General features: G+C 60.1%; 14 protein-coding genes. 6 read left to right on the plus strand and 8 right to left on the minus strand.

Translation table 11 applies throughout. The features are described from left to right. The first annotated feature begins 140 nt into the window (after positions 1 to 140). The gene (locus J4E08_RS09395) at positions 141 to 2,462 is read left to right on the plus strand and encodes a mechanosensitive ion channel domain-containing protein (protein ID WP_349538245.1); all 2,322 of its coding nucleotides are present in this window, start codon (positions 141 to 143) and stop codon (positions 2,460 to 2,462) included. Positions 2,463 to 2,824: 362 nt separating this feature from the next. Here the strand turns inward: J4E08_RS09395 and J4E08_RS09400 are convergent, their stop codons facing one another. After that, complete coding sequence (locus J4E08_RS09400; protein ID WP_349538246.1) at positions 2,825 to 3,274, minus strand: phasin family protein; 450 nt, start codon at positions 3,272 to 3,274, stop codon at positions 2,825 to 2,827. Between the two features lie 133 nt (positions 3,275 to 3,407). Then, positions 3,408 to 5,219 (minus strand): PHA/PHB synthase family protein, encoded by a 1,812-nt coding sequence (locus J4E08_RS09405; RefSeq protein WP_349538247.1) that lies wholly within the window; start codon positions 5,217 to 5,219, stop codon positions 3,408 to 3,410. A gap of 133 nt (positions 5,220 to 5,352) precedes the next feature. On the opposite strand from J4E08_RS09405, the gene phaZ reads away from it, so the two are divergent. After that, positions 5,353 to 6,627 (plus strand): polyhydroxyalkanoate depolymerase, encoded by a 1,275-nt coding sequence (phaZ, locus tag J4E08_RS09410; protein ID WP_349538248.1) that lies wholly within the window; start codon positions 5,353 to 5,355, stop codon positions 6,625 to 6,627. Between the two features lie 231 nt (positions 6,628 to 6,858). Then, positions 6,859 to 8,217 carry a dicarboxylate/amino acid:cation symporter gene (locus J4E08_RS09415; protein WP_349538249.1) on the plus strand — a complete coding sequence of 453 codons (1,359 nt, stop codon included), beginning with the start codon at positions 6,859 to 6,861 and terminating at the stop codon, positions 8,215 to 8,217. Positions 8,218 to 8,446: 229 nt separating this feature from the next. Here J4E08_RS09415 and J4E08_RS09420 read toward each other — a convergent pair whose 3' ends face one another. Genes J4E08_RS09420 through J4E08_RS09430 form a run of 3 tightly spaced genes read right to left on the minus strand, consistent with a single transcriptional unit; the run spans position 8,447 to position 10,641 of the window. Next, positions 8,447 to 9,073, minus strand: a complete 627-nt coding sequence (locus J4E08_RS09420) for a LysE family translocator (RefSeq protein ID WP_349538250.1) — start codon at positions 9,071 to 9,073, stop codon at positions 8,447 to 8,449. A 4-nt stretch (positions 9,074 to 9,077) separates the two neighbouring features. After that, the gene (locus J4E08_RS09425; RefSeq protein ID WP_349538251.1) at positions 9,078 to 9,761 is read right to left on the minus strand and encodes a DUF2927 domain-containing protein; all 684 of its coding nucleotides are present in this window, start codon (positions 9,759 to 9,761) and stop codon (positions 9,078 to 9,080) included. Between the two features lie 10 nt (positions 9,762 to 9,771). Then, positions 9,772 to 10,641: an S-methyl-5'-thioadenosine phosphorylase gene (locus J4E08_RS09430; protein ID WP_349538252.1), complete on the minus strand. Its 870-nt coding sequence runs from the start codon at positions 10,639 to 10,641 to the stop codon at positions 9,772 to 9,774. A 189-nt stretch (positions 10,642 to 10,830) separates the two neighbouring features. Here J4E08_RS09430 and J4E08_RS09435 point away from each other — a divergent pair, with 189 nt between their 5' ends. Then, on the plus strand, positions 10,831 to 12,459 hold the full coding sequence (locus tag J4E08_RS09435; RefSeq protein ID WP_349538253.1) for a SulP family inorganic anion transporter: 1,629 nt from the start codon (positions 10,831 to 10,833) through the stop codon (positions 12,457 to 12,459). 72 nt (positions 12,460 to 12,531) lie between these two features. Here the strand turns inward: J4E08_RS09435 and J4E08_RS09440 are convergent, their stop codons facing one another. After that, positions 12,532 to 13,209, minus strand: a complete 678-nt coding sequence (locus J4E08_RS09440; protein ID WP_349538254.1) for a CatB-related O-acetyltransferase — start codon at positions 13,207 to 13,209, stop codon at positions 12,532 to 12,534. Positions 13,210 to 13,354: 145 nt separating this feature from the next. Then, positions 13,355 to 13,960 (minus strand): flavin reductase family protein, encoded by a 606-nt coding sequence (locus J4E08_RS09445; protein WP_183963348.1) that lies wholly within the window; start codon positions 13,958 to 13,960, stop codon positions 13,355 to 13,357. Positions 13,961 to 14,097: 137 nt separating this feature from the next. On the opposite strand from J4E08_RS09445, the gene J4E08_RS09450 reads away from it, so the two are divergent. Then, complete coding sequence (locus J4E08_RS09450) at positions 14,098 to 14,583, plus strand: GNAT family N-acetyltransferase (RefSeq protein ID WP_183963340.1); 486 nt, start codon at positions 14,098 to 14,100, stop codon at positions 14,581 to 14,583. A 44-nt stretch (positions 14,584 to 14,627) separates the two neighbouring features. Then, positions 14,628 to 15,389 (plus strand): EcsC family protein, encoded by a 762-nt coding sequence (locus J4E08_RS09455; protein WP_183963338.1) that lies wholly within the window; start codon positions 14,628 to 14,630, stop codon positions 15,387 to 15,389. A gap of 315 nt (positions 15,390 to 15,704) precedes the next feature. Here the strand turns inward: J4E08_RS09455 and ptsP are convergent, their stop codons facing one another. After that, on the minus strand, positions 15,705 to 17,945 hold the full coding sequence (gene ptsP, locus J4E08_RS09460; protein WP_349538255.1) for a phosphoenolpyruvate--protein phosphotransferase: 2,241 nt from the start codon (positions 17,943 to 17,945) through the stop codon (positions 15,705 to 15,707). Positions 17,946 to 18,003: the final 58 nt, after the last annotated feature.

Below are 18,003 nucleotides of genomic sequence, written 5' to 3' on the forward strand. Positions count from 1 at the left end.
GGACAGATCTGAAGTATTTGAACGGCGGCCCTTCCGTGGGTCGCCGTTTGTCATATGCGGCTATACATCCGGATGCTTGAACTTGCGTCAGATGCGCTAGCTGCTGCATTTGAAGTTACAGACCACGGACTGGCATTCTCATGACCCTTTCTTTTCGACAGGCCGCAACGGCCTGTTTTTTCGCACTGACGCTGTTTTTGACCGGATTGACCGGTGCAATGGCGCAAAGCTCGGCGGACGCGACTGCCTCCGACACCAGCGGCGCGGCCAATCTCAGTGCGGCTCAGGCGGGCGCCCTGGCAGATCTGCTGAGCGACGACGCCACGCGAGAGGCGCTTTTGGAAGCGCTGAACCGCGTCAGTGAAGGCACGGCCAAGGACCTCCCCGAGGAAGCGGCAGAAGTGGCCGCAACGGAGGAGGTCTCTCTCAGTCGGCGCGTTGCACGGACGACGCAGGACACCGCAGAGCGTGTGGGCACGACGGCCAGAGTGTTCTGGGGCCATTTGTCAAACGCGCCCGAGGTGCTGAGCAGTGCCGTGGCCATCGATCCGGCGGTGATCTGGGATACGTTGCGCGAACTGGCGCTGGTGATCGTTGCGACGGTCCTGATTTACAATGTGCTTCGGCTGGTCGCGAAACGGCTGTTCCGAAAGCTTGGGTCTGCGGCGCATGTGCGCGGTCCGGTGCAAAGTGGGTTCATCATCCTTGCGTCCGTGTTGATCGACGCTGTGGTCGTCGTTCTGGCGTGGGGGGCTGGCTATTTGCTGGCTTTGATGGCCTTTGGGTCGGTCGGGCAAATGGGGATCCAGCAGACGCTGTATCTGAACGCATTCCTGATGATCGAGATGGCAAAGATGGTCGTGCGGGCGTTGCTGTCGCCGACGACGCCGGATCTGCGACTGATGCCGATCCCGGATCGTGGCGCGAAATACGTCAACAGGTGGACCGCGATCATCGTCAGTATCCTAGGCTATGGTCAGCTTCTGGTGGTGCCTATCATCAATCAGAACGTGAACTTCCTGACCGGTCGTGGCGTGTCGACGCTAATCTCCTTCATTGCGATCGTCATTGTCATGGTGCAGGTGGTGCGCTTTCGTCGGGCTGTGTCCGATTGGCTGCTGGGCGCGCGTCTGGCGGATGCGGGCAACGCGCTGCGCTTTCTCGCGCGCAACTGGTACGTTGTGGCGCTGGTCTACCTGGTGGCGCTGCTGGCAGTGGTTCTGGCGCGTCCCGGTGGCGTGCTGTTCCCGCTGTTGGGCGCCTCGGCCAAGGTGCTGGCGGCTATCATCGTGGCCTTCATCCTGTCGAACCTAGTGGGGAGCGTCGTCAAAAAGGGCATCAAGGTGCCCGCCACGATTTCCCAGCGGTTGCCGCTGCTGGAGCGTCGCCTGAACGCCTTTATCCCCAAGGTGCTGAAGTTCCTGCGGCTCGCGATCCTTGCCGCCGTGATTTTCTTTACCCTGAGCGTGATTGGCCTTTTGGACGTGCAGGGGTGGCTTGAAAGCCAGGTCGGCATGGCGATGACAGGGACGATCATTGCGATCTTCTTCATTCTGGTTGGCGCGTTCCTTGTCTGGCTGGCGGTGAACTCGTGGGTCGATTTCCGTCTGAACCCGGACTTTGGGTCCGCCCCGACATCGCGGGAAAGCACTCTGCTGTCGCTGCTGCGGAATGCGGTGACCATCGTTCTGGTGGTGATCACGCTGATGTTCGTGCTGTCCGAAGTGGGCATCGACATTGCGCCGCTGATTGCATCTGCCGGGGTTCTGGGTCTGGCCATCGGTTTCGGTGCGCAGAAAATGGTTCAGGACATCATCACGGGTGTCTTCATCCAGCTTGAGAACGCAATGAACGTTGGGGATGTGGTAACGGTTGGCGGGACGACGGGCACGGTGGAGCGTCTGACCATTCGGTCCGTGTCGCTGCGCGACTTGCACGGGGCTTTCCACATCATTCCGTTCTCGTCGGTGGACATGGTGTCCAACTACATGCGCGAATTCGCTTTCTTTGTCGCGGATATGGGCATTGCCTACCGCGAGAATGTACAGGATGCGAAACAGGCCATGATGGACGGCTTCGACGAACTGCGGGCCAATGAAGACTACGGCAAGCTGATCCTCGACGATCTGCAATGGTTTGGTCTGAACAGCTTTGGCTCCAGCGATGTGGTTGTGAGGGCGCGGATCAAGACCGTGCCGGGACAGCAATGGGGCGTAGGGCGTGCGTACAACGAGATCCTCAAGCGGATCTTTGACGAGCGCGGCATCGAAATCCCGTTCCCGCACCAGACGATCTATTTTGGTGAGGACAAGGAGGGCAATGCGCCCGCCGCGCCGATCAGGATCGAGAAGGCTCCGCAGAACATGGTCGAAGCCACAGCCAAACCCGCGGAGCAGGCGGACGATCAGCTCAGCGTCGACGCCTCGCCTGATGACGAACCTCCGGGCGATACTGGCCGCTGACACGAAACAAGCCACCGCGCCTCGGGTGCGGTGGCATGGATTGCGTGGCAGGTTCTTGCCCTCGAAGTGAGAGAACGCGTGGATTTTGCTGACCGCTTAACAGGCCACCACGCAGGTTTCTCATTTCGATATATCGTGGAGCGAGACGGCAGCCTGTCGCGTATGCCTTTGGCTGCGAGCAGGCCCGTTATGTCGGGAGTTGACGCAACTGTTGTTCGTCGCACGGCTGCAAAACGCATCCCCCCAAAAAGGAAGGGGCGAGTACCGAAGTACCCGCCCCAGGATTTTGCGCCAAATGGGAGGAGAGGGCGCAAACCCTTACCCAGACGCCACGTGGGCGTCGGGAAACCTGTCAAAGTGACTTACTTCGCGGCGTCGGACGCTTTTTTGACCGAAGATGTCATTTCTTCCGACGCTTTCTTGGCGGCGGCGGTCATGTCCTCGGAGATGTCCTTGCCTGCGGACATCATCAGCTCGACGGTGTCCATCTGAACCTTTTTCGCGATTTCGGCGAAGGCAGCCATGTTTTCGGCCGCTGTTTCAGCTTGCGAAGATGCGAAATCGGTCATCGCTTTGGCGTAGTCAGCGGGCTCGGACTTCATGGAGGTCATCGCTGAGAGCTTGCTCAGTGTGTCCTTGGTCCAGGCTGCGGACAGTTCGGTCGACTTCTCGGCTGCTTCCAGAGCGACGGACGAGAGCTTCTCGTTCATGCTTGCGGTGGTTTTGAAAGCATCTTCCATCGCTTTGTTGTCGACCGGGAAGGAACCCATCATGTCTTTCATCATCGCGGTGAAGTCTTGAGTCTGTGCCATTTCCAAATTCCTCTTAATCTATTTTTCCGCTGCTAAGCGGGCCCACCCCGTTTCACTGCAGCTGCAAACAATATGCATGCTGCGATGCAGCATTTCAAGGGAAATTTCTGCATCGCAGCGAGAGGCTCATAAGTCATTGGAATTGTTTGGCGGCCTTCAGCTTAACGTAAGACCCTGGGGCAGGGGCAAGCGGTTTGATCCCCGAATCGCCCGGAGCGCGAGCCGGGATCATCTTCCCCGAGCGCTTTTTCAGCCAGGCTTCCCATTCCGGCCACCATGACCCCTTGTGATGCTCGGCATGGGCTTTCCAGTCGTCGAACGCTTCCCCAAGGTTGTCATTCAGGTAGTGCCCGTACTTGTCCTTGCCCGGAGGGTTCACGATGCCCGCGATGTGACCGGACTGGCCCAGAACGAACGTCTTGGACCGGGAGCCCATCAGCTGCACACCCCGATAGACGTCACGGGCGGCGGCGATGTGATCGGTTTCCGTCGCGATGGACATGAGCGGGACATCGACGTCCTTCACCGACAAGGTTTCCCCCAGTATCTGGTAACGGCCCTCGGCGAATTCGTTGCGCTGGCAGAGACCGCGCAGGTATTCGCGGAACATCTTGCCCGGCAGGTTCGCGCCATCGCCGTTCCAATAAAGCAGATCGAAGGCCGGCGGAGTTTCCCCCATCATGTAGGATTTGATCGCCGGCCCGTAGATCAGGTCGTTCGAGCGAAGGAAGGAAAACGTCCGCGCCATTATAAAGTGAGGCAGGATGCCTTCCTGGTCGATCTCCTGTTCGATGCCGGCGGCGAAGTCCTCTTGCAGGAAGGGTGTGAATTCGCCCTGATCGCTGAAATCGGTGAGGGCGGTAAAGAAAGTGGCGGATTTGATAGACTTGTCGCCGCGCTTCTTCATCAGGGCCTGGGTGATGGCGAGCGTGGTGCCCGCGATGCAGTAGCCCACGGCGTTGACCTTTGGGACATCGCAGACATCCTTGACCACGTCGATGGCCTTCAGGAAACCGTCTTCGATATAGTCTTCCATCCCGGTGTCGGCGTAGCCGTGATCCGGGTTCACCCAACTGACGACGAACAGCGTATAGCCCTGCTCGACAATCCAGCGGATCAGCGAGTTCTGCGGCTTCAGATCCAGAATGTAGAATTTGTTGATCCACGGCGGGAACAGCACGATGGGGGTCTCATGCACCTTTTCCGTGGTGGGGCTGTACTGGATGATCTCCATCATGCGGTTGCGAAAAATGACCTCGCCCTCGGCGGTGGCGATGTTGCCCCCGACTTCGAAGGCGCCTTCGTCCACCAGACGCACGATCATCTCGCCATTGTTGGCCTCCAGATCGGCGACGAGGTTTTCAAGGCCCCGCACGAGGCTTTCGCCTTCGGTTTCCACCGCGCGCATCAGTGCGTCGGGGTTTGTGGCAAGGAAGTTGGTGGGGGCGAACATGTCGATGATCTGCTGGCTGAAATACCTCAGCCGCCGCTTTTCAATCGGGTCCAGCTCGTCGATCGCCTCAACTGCGGCGCGCATGGCATCCGCATTGATGAGATACTGTTCCTTAACGTAGTTGAAATATGGATGGGTGTCCCAAAGGGGATTCTTGAACCGCTTGTCCTGCCGCGGCGCAGCATTTTCCTGCTCTGGCGCAGCCAGTTTTCCGGAGGCGAGCGCTTGCTGTGCCTCAACGAAATGCGTGACGGTTTTGCCCCAAAAGCCAACCTGCTGTTCAATGAGCTTTGCGGGATTGGTCACCCATTCCTGCATGTAGGCGTGGGCCGCCTTGGCATAAAGCGAGGTATCAGGGCCATTTAGGGCCGTTGGCGTCGAATGACGCTTTGTCAGTGCGCCGATAAGCCGTTGGGACAGTTCCTCGACCTTCTTCAGGTTTGCTTCGAGCTTTTCGCGGTTTTCACCTGCGACAACCGTATTTGTTGTCATTTAACTATTCCCCCCTTATGCTTTGCAGTTGCAGAATTACCGTCGCCGGGTTCGGGAGGCAAAGCGACGAATTGGCTTTGGTCCGAGGTGCCGATCACGGTGCAACGACCCCATGATAATAGGAGTGGCTGTTATGCGCTACATGGCGACGTACGATCTTATGGAAACGATGCGGAATACCAACCAATGGCTCGGGGCGACCGCACGCACCATGGCATCCTACCCGGCCCTGGCGCTGGTGCCGAACCCGGCGCTGCAGTGGGCTGCGGCATGGGGTACAGTCACGGAGCGCACGTTCGAACGCATGGTGGTCAAGCCTGATTGGGGCATCCGCACGTTCACCTGCGCCGACGGCCAGGATCATCTCATCGACATAAATACAGTTGTCGAAAAGGATTTCGGCAACCTGATCCACTTCGACGTAACGGGCCGTGAGGAAATGCCGCGCAAGATCCTGCTGGTCGCGCCGATGTCCGGGCACTACGCGACGCTGTTGCGGTCCACGGTTCTGTCGCTGATCCCCGACGCAGAGGTCTACATCACCGATTGGCACAACGCGCGGGACATTCCCGTCTCCGCCGGGTCGTTCGACGTCGAGGATTATACCCTCTACCTGATGGACTTCATGAAACATCTCGGCCCGGACAGCCACGTCATCGCAGTCTGTCAGCCCGCGCCGCTGACGCTGGCGGCAACGGCCTATCTGGCCGAGCTGGAGCCGGACGCGCAGCCGCGCACGTTGACCTTGATCGGTGGCCCGATCAATCCCGATGCCGTGCCGACGGACGTCACAGACTTTGGCGCACGCGTCACGATGGGCCAGCTCGAAGAGACGATGATCCAACGCGTGGGCTTTAGCTGCAAAGGCGTCGGCCGCATGGTCTATCCGGGCCTGCTGCAGCTTGCGTCGTTCATGTCGATGAACGCGGAGCGTCACGGCAAAGCGTTCCAGGATCAGATTCTGCGCGTGTCGCGGGGCGAAGCATCGGACCATGACGCGCATAACCGCTTTTACGACGAGTATCTCGCCGTCATGGACATGCCGGCCGAGTTCTACCTGTCGACCGTTGAGCGGATCTTCAAAAACTGCGAAATCGCCAAGAACGAATTCGTCGTGAAGGGCCACAAAGTCGATATGGGCGCCATCACCAAGGTCGCGGTCAAGACAGTCGAAGGCGCAAAAGACGACATCACGGCCCCAGGCCAGTGTATCGCGGCTCTGGACCTGTGCACCGGCCTGCCGGCGTCGAAGAAGGCCAGCCACGTCGAACCCGGCGCGGGTCACTACGGGATCTTCGCGGGCAAAAGCTGGCGGAACAACATCCGTCCATTGGTTCTGGAGTTCATTGACGCCAACGCGAGCGACGCACAGACGGATGACGGCAACGTGGTTCCGATGAACGCATGAACACACGGCGGGCGCTGTCCCGCCGCATCGATTGAGACAGGCGTCGAGGGAAACCTCGGCGCTTTTTTCGTGAGCAGCTCTGCAGAGGTTTACGAAAAGCTTTGGTTTCCGCCTCTTGATTGTGCAGACTTCGTTGTATTCGCGTTTTTCGGGCGGCCCTGCTGATGTTGCCAATGGCGGTACATTACCGGTGCAACGCAACATAGGGGTCTGACAGAAGGAGACACCGTCATGGGCGCCACTCAGACACAGAGCGACGGCAAGATGTCGTTAACGACAAAAATCATGATCGCCATGGGCGCGGGCCTCGTGGTGGGTGTTTTGTTCAACACCATCGGAAATGAGTTCATCAACACGCACATCGTCGGCGGTCTGTTCTACATGATCGGGCGCATGTTCGTGAACGCATTGCAGATGCTGGTGGTGCCGCTGGTGTTTTTCTCGCTGATTTGTGGGGTCGCAGGCATCGGCGATATTCGTATTCTCGGGCGCGTCGGGGGCAAAAGCTTTGCGTTGTACCTCGCTACCACGGCGACGGCCATCGCTGTCGCGATCCTGATCGCGCTGGTGGTCGGGCCGGGAGAAGGCTTTCAGATCGAAGGCGCGGATCTGGCGGGCGTCGCGGCAAAGGAGGCGCCCTCCGTCTGGGACACCTTCGCAAGCATTGTCCCACGCAACCCTGTCGCGGCATACGCCTCCGGCGAGATGCTTCAGATCATATTTTACACCATTATTCTGGGCGTCGCGGTGTTGATGCTGGGGGCGCGATCCACCCCGTTTGTCGAAGCCTGCGAATACATGAACGAAGTCATGATGAAGATCGTGCAGATCGTGATGGCGTTCGCGCCCTATGGCGTCTTCTGCTTGATCGCAAAGACCTTTACCGAGCAGGGGCTTGGGCTGTTCCTGCCGGTTCTGACCTATGTTCTTGTGCTGGTGGGGGCGTTGCTGCTGCACATGTTCGGGACGCTTATGCTTTTCCTGAAAGTGTTGTCGGGTCTCAACCCCTTCACTTTCATGAAAAAACTTCGCCCGGCACAGATCTTCGCCTTCTCCACCGCATCGTCGAACGCAACGATCCCGGTTACATTGCGCTGCGTGACAGAACGGATCGGGGTAAAGAACTCGGTGGCGTCCTTCACCGTGCCGTTTGGTGCGACGATCAACATGGATGGCACGGCGATCATGCAAGGCGTGGCGACTGTTTTTCTGGCGAACGTGTATGGCATTGATCTGGGCATAACCGGATACCTGACGGTTATCGCGATGGCGGTCCTGGCCTCCATCGGAACCGCCGGTGTGCCGGGCGTCGGACTGGTCATGCTGACCATGGTGCTGGGACAGGTTGGTCTGCCGATTGAAGGCATCGCGCTGATCCTAGGCGTGGATCGTCTGATGGACATGATCCGCACAGTGGTGAACATCACTGGCGATGCGGTTGTTTCAACCATTGTGGCGAAGTCGGAAGGGCAGGTGGATATGAACGTCTTCAATGATCCCAATGCCGGGGTGGTGGCGAACGACGATCTGCATATCGACCCGGCGGAAGAGGCCATGCTGGCGCAGGCTGCACATCGCCCCGCAGAATAAGTCCGATACGTGAAACGATGGCGGCGTGCTCTGTAGGGGCGCGCCGTTTGCGTTTTCGGGGTCATGAGGGGGTGCATATCCATTGGCCACCTTCGCGCTGGCTTTTGATATCATTCTTGATAGCGGATGGACGCAACGGAAGCGCCGGATAAGGGTATGGACACCTCAGCGTCGCGGGAGGTGTGGCGGTTCAACCGTCATTTCCTGAAGGAGAATAAAGCCCAGGTGCCTATGTCGCGCGGCGCAGACTGGCGGTCAAAACACCCATGCCTATAAGCGTGGCACCACCAGCCCGAGTGATCCATGTCAGCGCCGAAGGACGGGAGATCCAGCGACGCAGACGGTCAGCCGCGAGCGCATAGGCGAGGGCGTTCAGTGCGGCGAGGCTGACGAAGGTGCCCACGAGGATCGCAAACTGAGGCAGAAGCGCCGCCTGATGGTCAACAAACTGAGGCACGAAGGCGATAAAGAAGGCGATGCTTTTGGGGTTGAGCGCGGTCACGGCGGCGTTGTGCCAATAGACGCCGTTTGCGGACACGCGGACGCTGTCCGGGAGGTTTAGCCCAGCCGCTGGCGCGGTGCGGATGAGCTTTATTCCCAGCCAGATCAGATAGATCGCGCCGACCCATTTCAGCAGGGTGAACAATGCGGCGGATGTTGCCACCAGTGCACCCAGTCCGGCGAGAGACAGGCTCATGGCCAACAGATCGCCCGTCGCCACGCCGAGGGCAGAGGCCAACGCAACAGACCGCCCTTGAGACAACGCATAGGACAGCACCAGCAAAATGGTGGGGCCGGGGATCAGCAGCAGCGCGCCAGAGGCGGCGGCGAAGGTCAGCCAAGTGGTCAGGTCCATGAGGTCACTCCGAGGGGTAATGGCGGCGCAGGGCCATGCGGTCCTGATCCGAGAATTGTTTTGTGTCGTTGCTGTCCTGACTGAAGATGGACACCCCTTCGTACACCGGATTACGGATGTCGGTCAGCAGTCCCAGCGCCTGTGTCAGTTCTTCGAGCATGGCGGATTCGTAATGGCGGATGTGCAGGCGCGTGCCGAAAAGGATCGTGGCACGCTGGATCTTGTGGGTGTCTGTTCGCGACCAGACGATGACACGCGCACCTGTGACGGTCAGCCCATCTGCCCCGTCTATGCCGCTGTTTTTCAGGGGAGAATTGCCATCAGTGTCGATGAAATGGATGTTTACATCCGCTTGCGCACTGGTGGTTTGCGCGACACGAATCCCAGCTTTGGCGTTGTTGATATACTGAATGGCCCTCACGAGGGCAGCCTGCGCACGTTTGCGTTTTCCGCCCAGGAAGGCGCGGTCCATGGAGAGGATGCGCACCGTCACGGGCTGTACGGTTGGCCAATGCAGCAAAGGGCGAGCGCAAGGCGCACCGGGCGGGGCAGCGCAGGCAACCAGCCGATAAAAGTCATCATCAGACAGTACGCCGCTGCTTTCTACAAAGTCCTGCGCGCCGCTCGCCGTGCTCAGCGGAAGGCTGGCAAGTGTGGCAACCAGAAACGCTGCGCTGCGGTTTGGCATGGTGTCTCCGTCAGAGGACGCGACCGGCCACGGCATCGAGCTTGGCCAGCAGGGCGGGGTCGCGTTTGTCGGGCGCGGTCATCAGCGCGTATTCCAGCGCCCGGTCGCAGTGATGCGGGCAGGGCGCGCGGTCAGACCCGAGCAGCGCCGGCAGGCGGCGGACCATCTCGCGGCCCTTGTCGGCATTGCCGGTGAGCACCTTGATGATGTCGTTGATGTCGACTGCGCCGTGATCCGGATGCCAGCTGTCATAGTCCGTGACCATAGCAATGGACGCATAACAGAGCTCCGCCTCGCGGGCGAGCTTGGCCTCCGGCATGTTGGTCATGCCGATCACATCACAGCCCCAGCTGCGGTACATCCTGGATTCCGCAGTGGAGGAGAACTGCGGCCCCTCCATCGCGAGGTAGGTGCCGCCTGTGTGGACCGTGATTCCGGCGTCTTTGGCGGCTGTGAAACAGGCGTCGCCCAAACGCGGGCAGGTCGGGTGCGCAACGGAGACATGCGCCACCAACCCCTCGCCGAAGAACGACTTTTCGCGGGCAAAGGTGCGGTCGATGAAGTCATCCACCACCACGAAGTGACCGGGAGCCATTTCTTCGCGGAACGACCCGCAGGCGGAAACCGAAATCACATCGGTCACGCCCAGCCGTTTCAGGGCGTCGATGTTGGCACGGTAGGGGACGGTCGTCGGTGAATGGTAATGACCGCGCCCATGACGCGGGAGGAAGGCCATCTTGACCCCGTCGAGGCGGCCGGTCAGGACCTCGTCCGAGGGGGTTCCCCAAGGGGTTTCAACCGCTTGCCAGGTCGCGCCCTCCAGCCCGTCGATGTCATAAATGCCGGAGCCGCCAATGACGGCGATCATGGTGTCGGTCATACCTGTTTCCCTCGCAGAGTGTTGAGACCACTAAGCCATGGGCCTTTCAGGGGTGCAAGGCGGGCGCTGTCACATCCATGGGCCTCAAAAGGTCTTGGAACGGGCGGTTTCGCGCTAACGGGTGGCATTTTGCGCTGCAGTGCAGTAAGGGCAGGCCAAACTTCCGCGATATGATGAACAGGATACCACATGGCCAAGGCCCTATTGGCGCGATACGCCGACAGCATTACGATGCCCGATCTGAGGGTCTCTCCCACCGCTGCGCTGACACCGGGGCAAGTCAAAACTGACGTGCTCTCCGGACTGACCGTTGCGTTGGCGCTTGTCCCCGAAGCGGTCGCTTTTGCCTTTGTGGCGGGTGTGCACCCTCTGGTCGGGCTCTACGCCGCGTTTATGGTCGGGCTCGTGACAGCGATCTTTGGCGGGCGCCCGGGCATGATTTCTGGCGCAACGGGCGCGTTGGCGGTGGTCATGGTGGCGCTGGTGGCGGAACATGGGGTCGAGTATCTGTTTGCCACTGTTGTGCTGATGGGCGTTTTGCAATTGATCGCCGGCGCGTTGCACTGGGGGAAATTCATCCGACTGGTGCCGCATCCGGTCATGCTGGGCTTTGTCAACGGCCTGGCCATCGTGATCTTTCTTGCGCAAATGTCGCAGTTCAAGGTGCCCGGCACGGCGGAGGTTTCTGGCCACGGCGCGGCCGGGGGCGAATGGCTGTCCGGGCTGCCGATGGCGGTCATGCTGGGGCTTGTTGCCTTGACGATGGCCGTCGTCTGGCTGCTGCCGCGCCTGACGAAAATCGTGCCTGCGCCGTTGGCCGGTATCGCGATCACGGCCGGTGTGGTGATCCTCTTTGGCCTTGATACGCCGCGCGTGGGTGATCTGTCGTCCATCGAGGGCGGGTTTCCGCCGTTCCACATTCCTTCGGTGCCGCTCACCCTGGAGACGTTGCAGATCATCCTGCCATATGCGGTCATCCTGGCGGCGATTGGCCTGATTGAATCGTTGCTGACGCTGAACCTTGTGGGCGAGATGACCGGCCAGCGTGGAGGTGCCTCGCAGGAGTGCATGGCGCAGGGCGCGGCGAACGTTCTTACCGGGTTCTTTGGCGGCATGGGCGGCTGCGCCATGATCGGTCAGTCGATGATCAACGTGAAATCCGGCGGCCGTACGCGGATCGCAGGCATTGCCGCGGCGCTGTTTTTGCTGAGCTTCATCCTGATCGCATCGCCCTTGATTGAGCTGATCCCGCTGGCCGCGCTGGTCGGTGTCATGTTCATGGTGGTGATCGGGACATTCGCGTGGAACTCCTTGCGGATCCTGTTCAAGGTGCCGTTGACGGACGCGTTTGTCATCATCCTCGTGACCGTGGTGACAGTCTACGAAGACCTCGCGGTGGCGGTTGTGGTCGGTGTGATCGTGTCCGCACTGGCCTATGCGTGGAACAACGCCCGGCGCATTCACTCCAAGACCTATATCACGCCCGAAGGTGCCAAGGTGTATCAGGTGCAGGGGCCGCTGTTCTTTGGCTCCTCCGAAGGGTTTGCGGAAATGTTTGACGTGCCCGGTGATCCGTCGCTGGTGGTCGTGGACTTCGCTGACAGCCGCGTGGTGGACCAGTCCGCTCTGCAGGCAATCGAGGCGGTCGCAGCCAAGTATGAGGCCGTCGGCAAGCAAATCCAGCTGCGCCACCTGTCGCGTGATTGCCATAAGTTGCTGTCCAAGGCGGGCCACCTGATGGTGGATTCAGAGGATGACCCGAACTATGCATTGGCGGTGGATTACAATGTGCGCACAGGGATCCTTGGCGATCATTGAGGCGCGTTGGTCTTGTATTCAAAAAGGGCGGTCCAATGGGCCGCCCTTCTCATATCTCCGCTTCGACGGGCGTCAGCTCGGGGAGCTCGACACAGTCGCGGAGTGTTTCTGTGCATGACGGCTGAGGGCTGACACATCCCCGGCCTCTAGCAGGGGGCGGGCCGCGGCGATGACCTGCGGCGGCCAATCCCACCATGCAAGCGCGTTGAGGCTTGCGATATCCTCGTCCGAAAAGCGCATGCGGTGCACCTGCGCGGGGTTGCCTGTCACGATGGCGTAGTCGGGCACTGTGCCGCGCACCACGGCACCGGCGCCTACAATGACGCCATTGCCGATGCGCGCCCCGGGCAGGACGGTGGCACCATATCCCAGCCAGACGTCGTTGCCGATGACCGTGTCCCGGGTGTCGGGCTGATAACCGATCATTGTTTCGGGATCAAACACGGTAAACGGAAACGTGGTCAGCGCATCTGTGGCGTGATTGGCCGATGAGCCGATGAAGCGCACACCATGTGCGATTTGGCAGAACTTCCCGATGGTCAGTTGTTCCTGGCTGAAGGGGAAGAGATAGGGTGCGAGACGTGCGGCCCAGTCCTCAGGCGGATCAAAGTCCGAGGCATAGGTGAAATCGCCGATGTCCATTCGAGGATGATCGATGACAGTCTTCAGATAGACGGTGCCCGCGTGGGGCGTGCCGTCAGGCAAGGTGATGGGATGCGCCACATGCGCAGGGGGGATTTGGGCCGGCATAGGACCTCCTTTGCGTTCTGATGTTTGGTCAGGGTGTCAAAGGTGCTGGTCCATTGGTGCCTCCATTATGCCTGGACAGCCTAGCAAATCGTCAAAGGAGGCGCCATGCAATCTTCCATATAGTGCTGCATGGCGCCCATGCGGATCACTCGCCGGGGCGGTTCAAAGCGAATTTCTCGCGCACCACAGTGTAGTCGCGGTAGCCCATGCGTGAGAGCGGATTGAACGTCAGCACGTCAAAGATCCCGTCCACAAGACAATTGTCGCGAATGTGCACGCCGGTGACTTCGCCAAAAACCGCAAAGTTCGCGGCGCCGGGCAGTTCAACGATTTTCGTCAGCTTGCATTCCAGGTTTGCGGGAGCGGACGCGACGCGGGCGCAGTCGATTGTCTCGCATTGCATCTTTTCGATGCCCGCTTCGATGAATTCATCGGTGCCGGCGGGGAAAGGGGCGGAGGTGGCATTCATGGCATCGCGGGCGGCGTATTCGACGATGTTGACGCAGAATACGCCGGTGTCGCGAATCTGGGCGAGGCTGTCCTTGGTGTCGCCACGGTCGGGCTTGGCCGATGTGGAGGAAAACATAACCTGCGGCGGGACATAGGCCACGGCGTTGAAGAAGGAATAGGGGGCGAGGTTGTCCGCCCCGTCGCTGCCTCGCGTGGAAATCCAACCGATCGGTCGGGGCGAAACAATGGCGTTGAACGGGTTGTGGGGCAGATCATGGCCGTCTTCGGGGCGGTAAAACAAGGAAGCCTCCTGTTTGCAGGTGATTTTCCCGAGTGATAGGCGGTTTGCAGGGCAAGTGCACGCGTCCTGTCTTTGCAAGGACGCAAAGACATGCGCCGAACCTGCACAGCACTGGGACAGCACGAGGGGCAGGGACCTTGTACACAACTGCGGTGGAACGACCCGAGGATTGGTGGGAGGTCGAGGCGCTCTATGACAGCGCCTTTGCGCCAGGACGGTCGGCGTTGTCGTCGTACCGACTGCGCGAGGATGTAGATCCGGTTGCGCCGCTATGTAGGGTCGCACGGGACAGCTCTGGCGCGGTGGTGGCGGCGATCCGGTATTGGCCGGTGCGCGTGAATGGCCAGCGCGTTCTGCTGCTGGGGCCGATCGCGGTGCACCCTGTGACCCAAGGTGCGGGACTTGGCGGGCTGCTGATGCGGGAAACGTTGCACGCCGCGGCAGAGATGGGGTTCGAGCGGGTGTTGCTGGTTGGCGACCCTCCCTACTACCAGCGCTTCGGTTTTACGCGACTGGAGGCCGTCGAAATGCCGCCGCCGACAAACCCTGAACGGGTTCTGGGTCTGGCGCTGGTGCCGGGCGCATGGGACAACGTCGCAGGCGAGGTAACGCGCGCGGCTTGAACCGTCCGAGATCAAGGCCATCTTTAACCGCAGGAGGATCTCTGATGACCGAAATCGTGCAAGTTGTTCCCGTCGAAACCGAGATTCGTACTCTGGCGAAACGTTATAAGTCCGCAAATTCCGTAGGGATGCAGCTGCTCAATATTGTCGGTGGCCAGGCAGAGAACCTGCTGGAAAAGCTGCCAGACAGCGTAAAGGACCGGCTGGAGGTCGTGGCTGAGCGTGCGCTGGCCTCGGCACTGACGACGGCCAATCGGTCGCGTACCATCGTGCCGGATCAAAAGGGGTGGCTCAGCACGGCAATGGCGACGGCCATGGGCGCGGCGGGGGGCATCGGTGGCCTGCCCTCGGCCATGGCAGAGATGCCCGTCACGGTGACAGTGTTGATGCGTGCGATGCTGGCCATCGCGGCCGAGCACGGGTTCGATCCGGATAGCCCGGACGTGATGAAGGAATGCCTTGCGGTCTTCGCTGCGGCAGGGCCTTTGTCAGAGGAAGACGGGGCCGACATCGGCTTTCTTGCGGCGCGGGTGTCCATCAGCGGCGCGAGCGTGAATGCGCTGATTGCCAAAGTCGCGCCGAAGGTTGCAACTGTTCTTGGTCAGAAGCTGGCCGCGCAGACGGTGCCGGTCTTGGGCGCCGCAGCCGGAGCGGCCGTGAACTACGCCTATACGTCCTATTATCAGGAAATGGCGCATGTGCATTTCGGTCTGCTGCGGCTTGCAGAAGACAGTGGAAAGACGCGGCTGGAACTGTTGGATGGGCTGCGCGCCGAACTTGGTCAACCGCAGATCAACAGAAGCTGATCGAGGAAACAATCGAGGTCGCTTTAATTGAAAATCGTATTTTCGGTAACTTGTTCTTAGCAGTCCAAGTGTAGAACATCAGGCATACGGGGCGCAGAACGCTTCGCATAATCGCCCGGCCCCAGAGCCAATATGACAGGCCGCTGAGAATGAACGCGGGACCTGCGGGGAGACGGGCTTCTGTCGCGCAGAAGCGTGCACGGAGCTCTCGGCCAGAAGGTAGAGGGCAATTGAAAGACGTCGGAACCTTTTGCGCTCCGATCTGGTGCAAAACGCCCGGATCGGGGCGCTTTTTCGTTGCGCGGGGCCAATACCTCAGGAGTAATCGCGGAGATATTCCATCACGGCCTGGCGCACCGACTGCTCGCCGCGCAGCTTTGCTTCTTCGATCACATCACGGATCTCTGTCAGCGAATATCGCATAAGCAGCGATTTGACCGGTCCGATGGAGGCTGGACGCATGGACAGTGTCCGAATACCGATAGCGGCGAGGCAAAGCGCCTCGATCGGGCGGCCGGCGTCCTCGCCACAAAAGGATAGCGGGGTTTGCGTCGCCTCGCACCGCTTCACGATGCTTTCAAGAAAGGTCAGGAAAGAGACGTTCAGAGAGTCATACCGGCGGCGCACACGTTCGTTTTCGCGGTCGGCGGCAAAGAAGAACTGCTTCAGATCGTTGCCGCCGATTGACAGGAATTCCACCTCGCGGAAAAACCGTTCAGAGGCGAAGGCGAGGCTGGGGGTTTCCAGCATACAGCCGATTTCCAGCTTTTCGGGAACCGAATGGCCAAGCCGCTTTTCGCGCACGAGCACGGTATCCACCTCGGCGCGCGCACGCGCGTATTCTTCGTACTGCGCAATGAAGGGAAACATGATCGTCAGTGGGCGACCGTCGGCGGCGCGCAGAAGTGCCTGAAGTTGCATCCGCATCACTCCGGGCCTGTCCAATGCCACTCGGATCGCGCGCCAGCCCAGAGCGGGGTTCGGCTCTTCCTGCGGCTTCATGTAGGGCAGAACCTTGTCCGATCCGATGTCCAGCGTGCGAAAGATGACGCGTTTGTCCTTTGATGCGTCCAGCACGCGGGCATAAAGCGCGGCAAGCTCCATGCGGCGGGGCATCTTGTTTCGCACGAGAAATTGCAACTCGGTACGGAACAGGCCGACGCCCTCCGCGCCCGAACTTTCCAGCGAGGGCAAATCCGCCATCAAGCCAGCGTTCATCAACAGCTGCACATGCCTGCCATCGGCAGTCACGCATTTCTTGTCGCGCAGGACGGAATAGCGTTCCTGGGCTTTGGCTTGCATCGCCATCTTGTCTCGGAAAGCGCTGACCACCGTGTCATCGGGACGGAGGTGGACCACGCCCTGATCGCCGTCCACCAACACGAGGTCGCCGTTCAAAGCCTCGTTGGTGATGCGTTCTGCGTTAATGACCAGCGGGATCGCCAATGCGCGGGCGACAATGGCCGCGTGAGAGCCGACGGACCCCTCTTCGAGGACGACACCCTTGAGACTCCGCCCGTATTCGAGCAGCTCGCCCGGACCGATGTTGCGCGCGATCAGGATAGGGTTGTCGGGCAGTTTTGCCCCGGTCTCGTTGCCCTGTCCGGTCAGAATGCGAAGCAACCGGTTCGACAGGTCATCAAGGTCGTGCAGCCGTTCACGCAGATACCCGTCGGTCACCTGCGCCATGCGCGCACGTGCCTGGGACTGCTCCTTTTCCACGGCCGCCTCGGCAGAGAGGCCGCGATCGATGTCCTCCTCCATCCGCTTTAGCCAGCCTTTGGAATTTGCGAACATTCGGTAGGCTTCCAGCACCTCGACCTGATCCTGATCTCCCACAGCGCGCGAGACCATTTCGTCAACGGAGATACGCAGCTTGCCGACGGAGTCCTGCAGACGTGTGCGTTCGGTGTCGGGATCGTCGCCAACGAGGTTGGTCACGACGACGCGCGGCTCGTGCAGCCAAGCCTGACCCATGGCGGTGCCTTCCTGACCGGTGCCGCACCGGAACAGCACCGCTTGCGTGTGGCGCTGTTTCAGCGCAGCCCCTTCGCCGACAAACGCGCCAAGCTCTGCCATTTCGGCAAGGACCATGGCGACCACTTCGAGTGCGTAGACCTCATCCTCGGAAAACAATCGGCGGGTCTTGGATTGCACCACCAGAACGCCGAGTTTCTCGCCCAGACGCTGGATCGGTACACCGAGGAAGCTGGAGTAAATTTCTTCGCCTGTTTCGGGCATGTAGCGGAAGCCACGCTCTGACGGCGCGTCGGCTGTGTTGATCATTTTGCCGCTGCGCGCCACACGTCCAACAAGACCTTCGCCCATCTTCATGCGCGTGTGGTGAACGGCTTCTTCCTTCAGACCTTGGGTTGCGCACAATTCCAATGTCTCGGGATCGCGGAACAAATAGATCGAGCAGACCTCTGTTTTCATGCTGTCTGCTGTCAGGTAAGTGATTTTGTCGAGGCGCGCCTGACCGGCGGCATCCTCTGCCATCGTATCCCTGAGCCGGCCTAGAAGCTTGCGGCTTTCCGATTCTGAATTGGGCGCCATGTTTTGCCGAACTCCCCTGAGCTGCGGTGTGAAGAGATAGAACATCACGAGCGGTTTG

It is taken from the genome of Sagittula sp. NFXS13 (assembly GCF_040148795.1).
Taxonomy (GTDB): Bacteria; Pseudomonadota; Alphaproteobacteria; order Rhodobacterales; family Rhodobacteraceae; genus Sagittula; species Sagittula marina.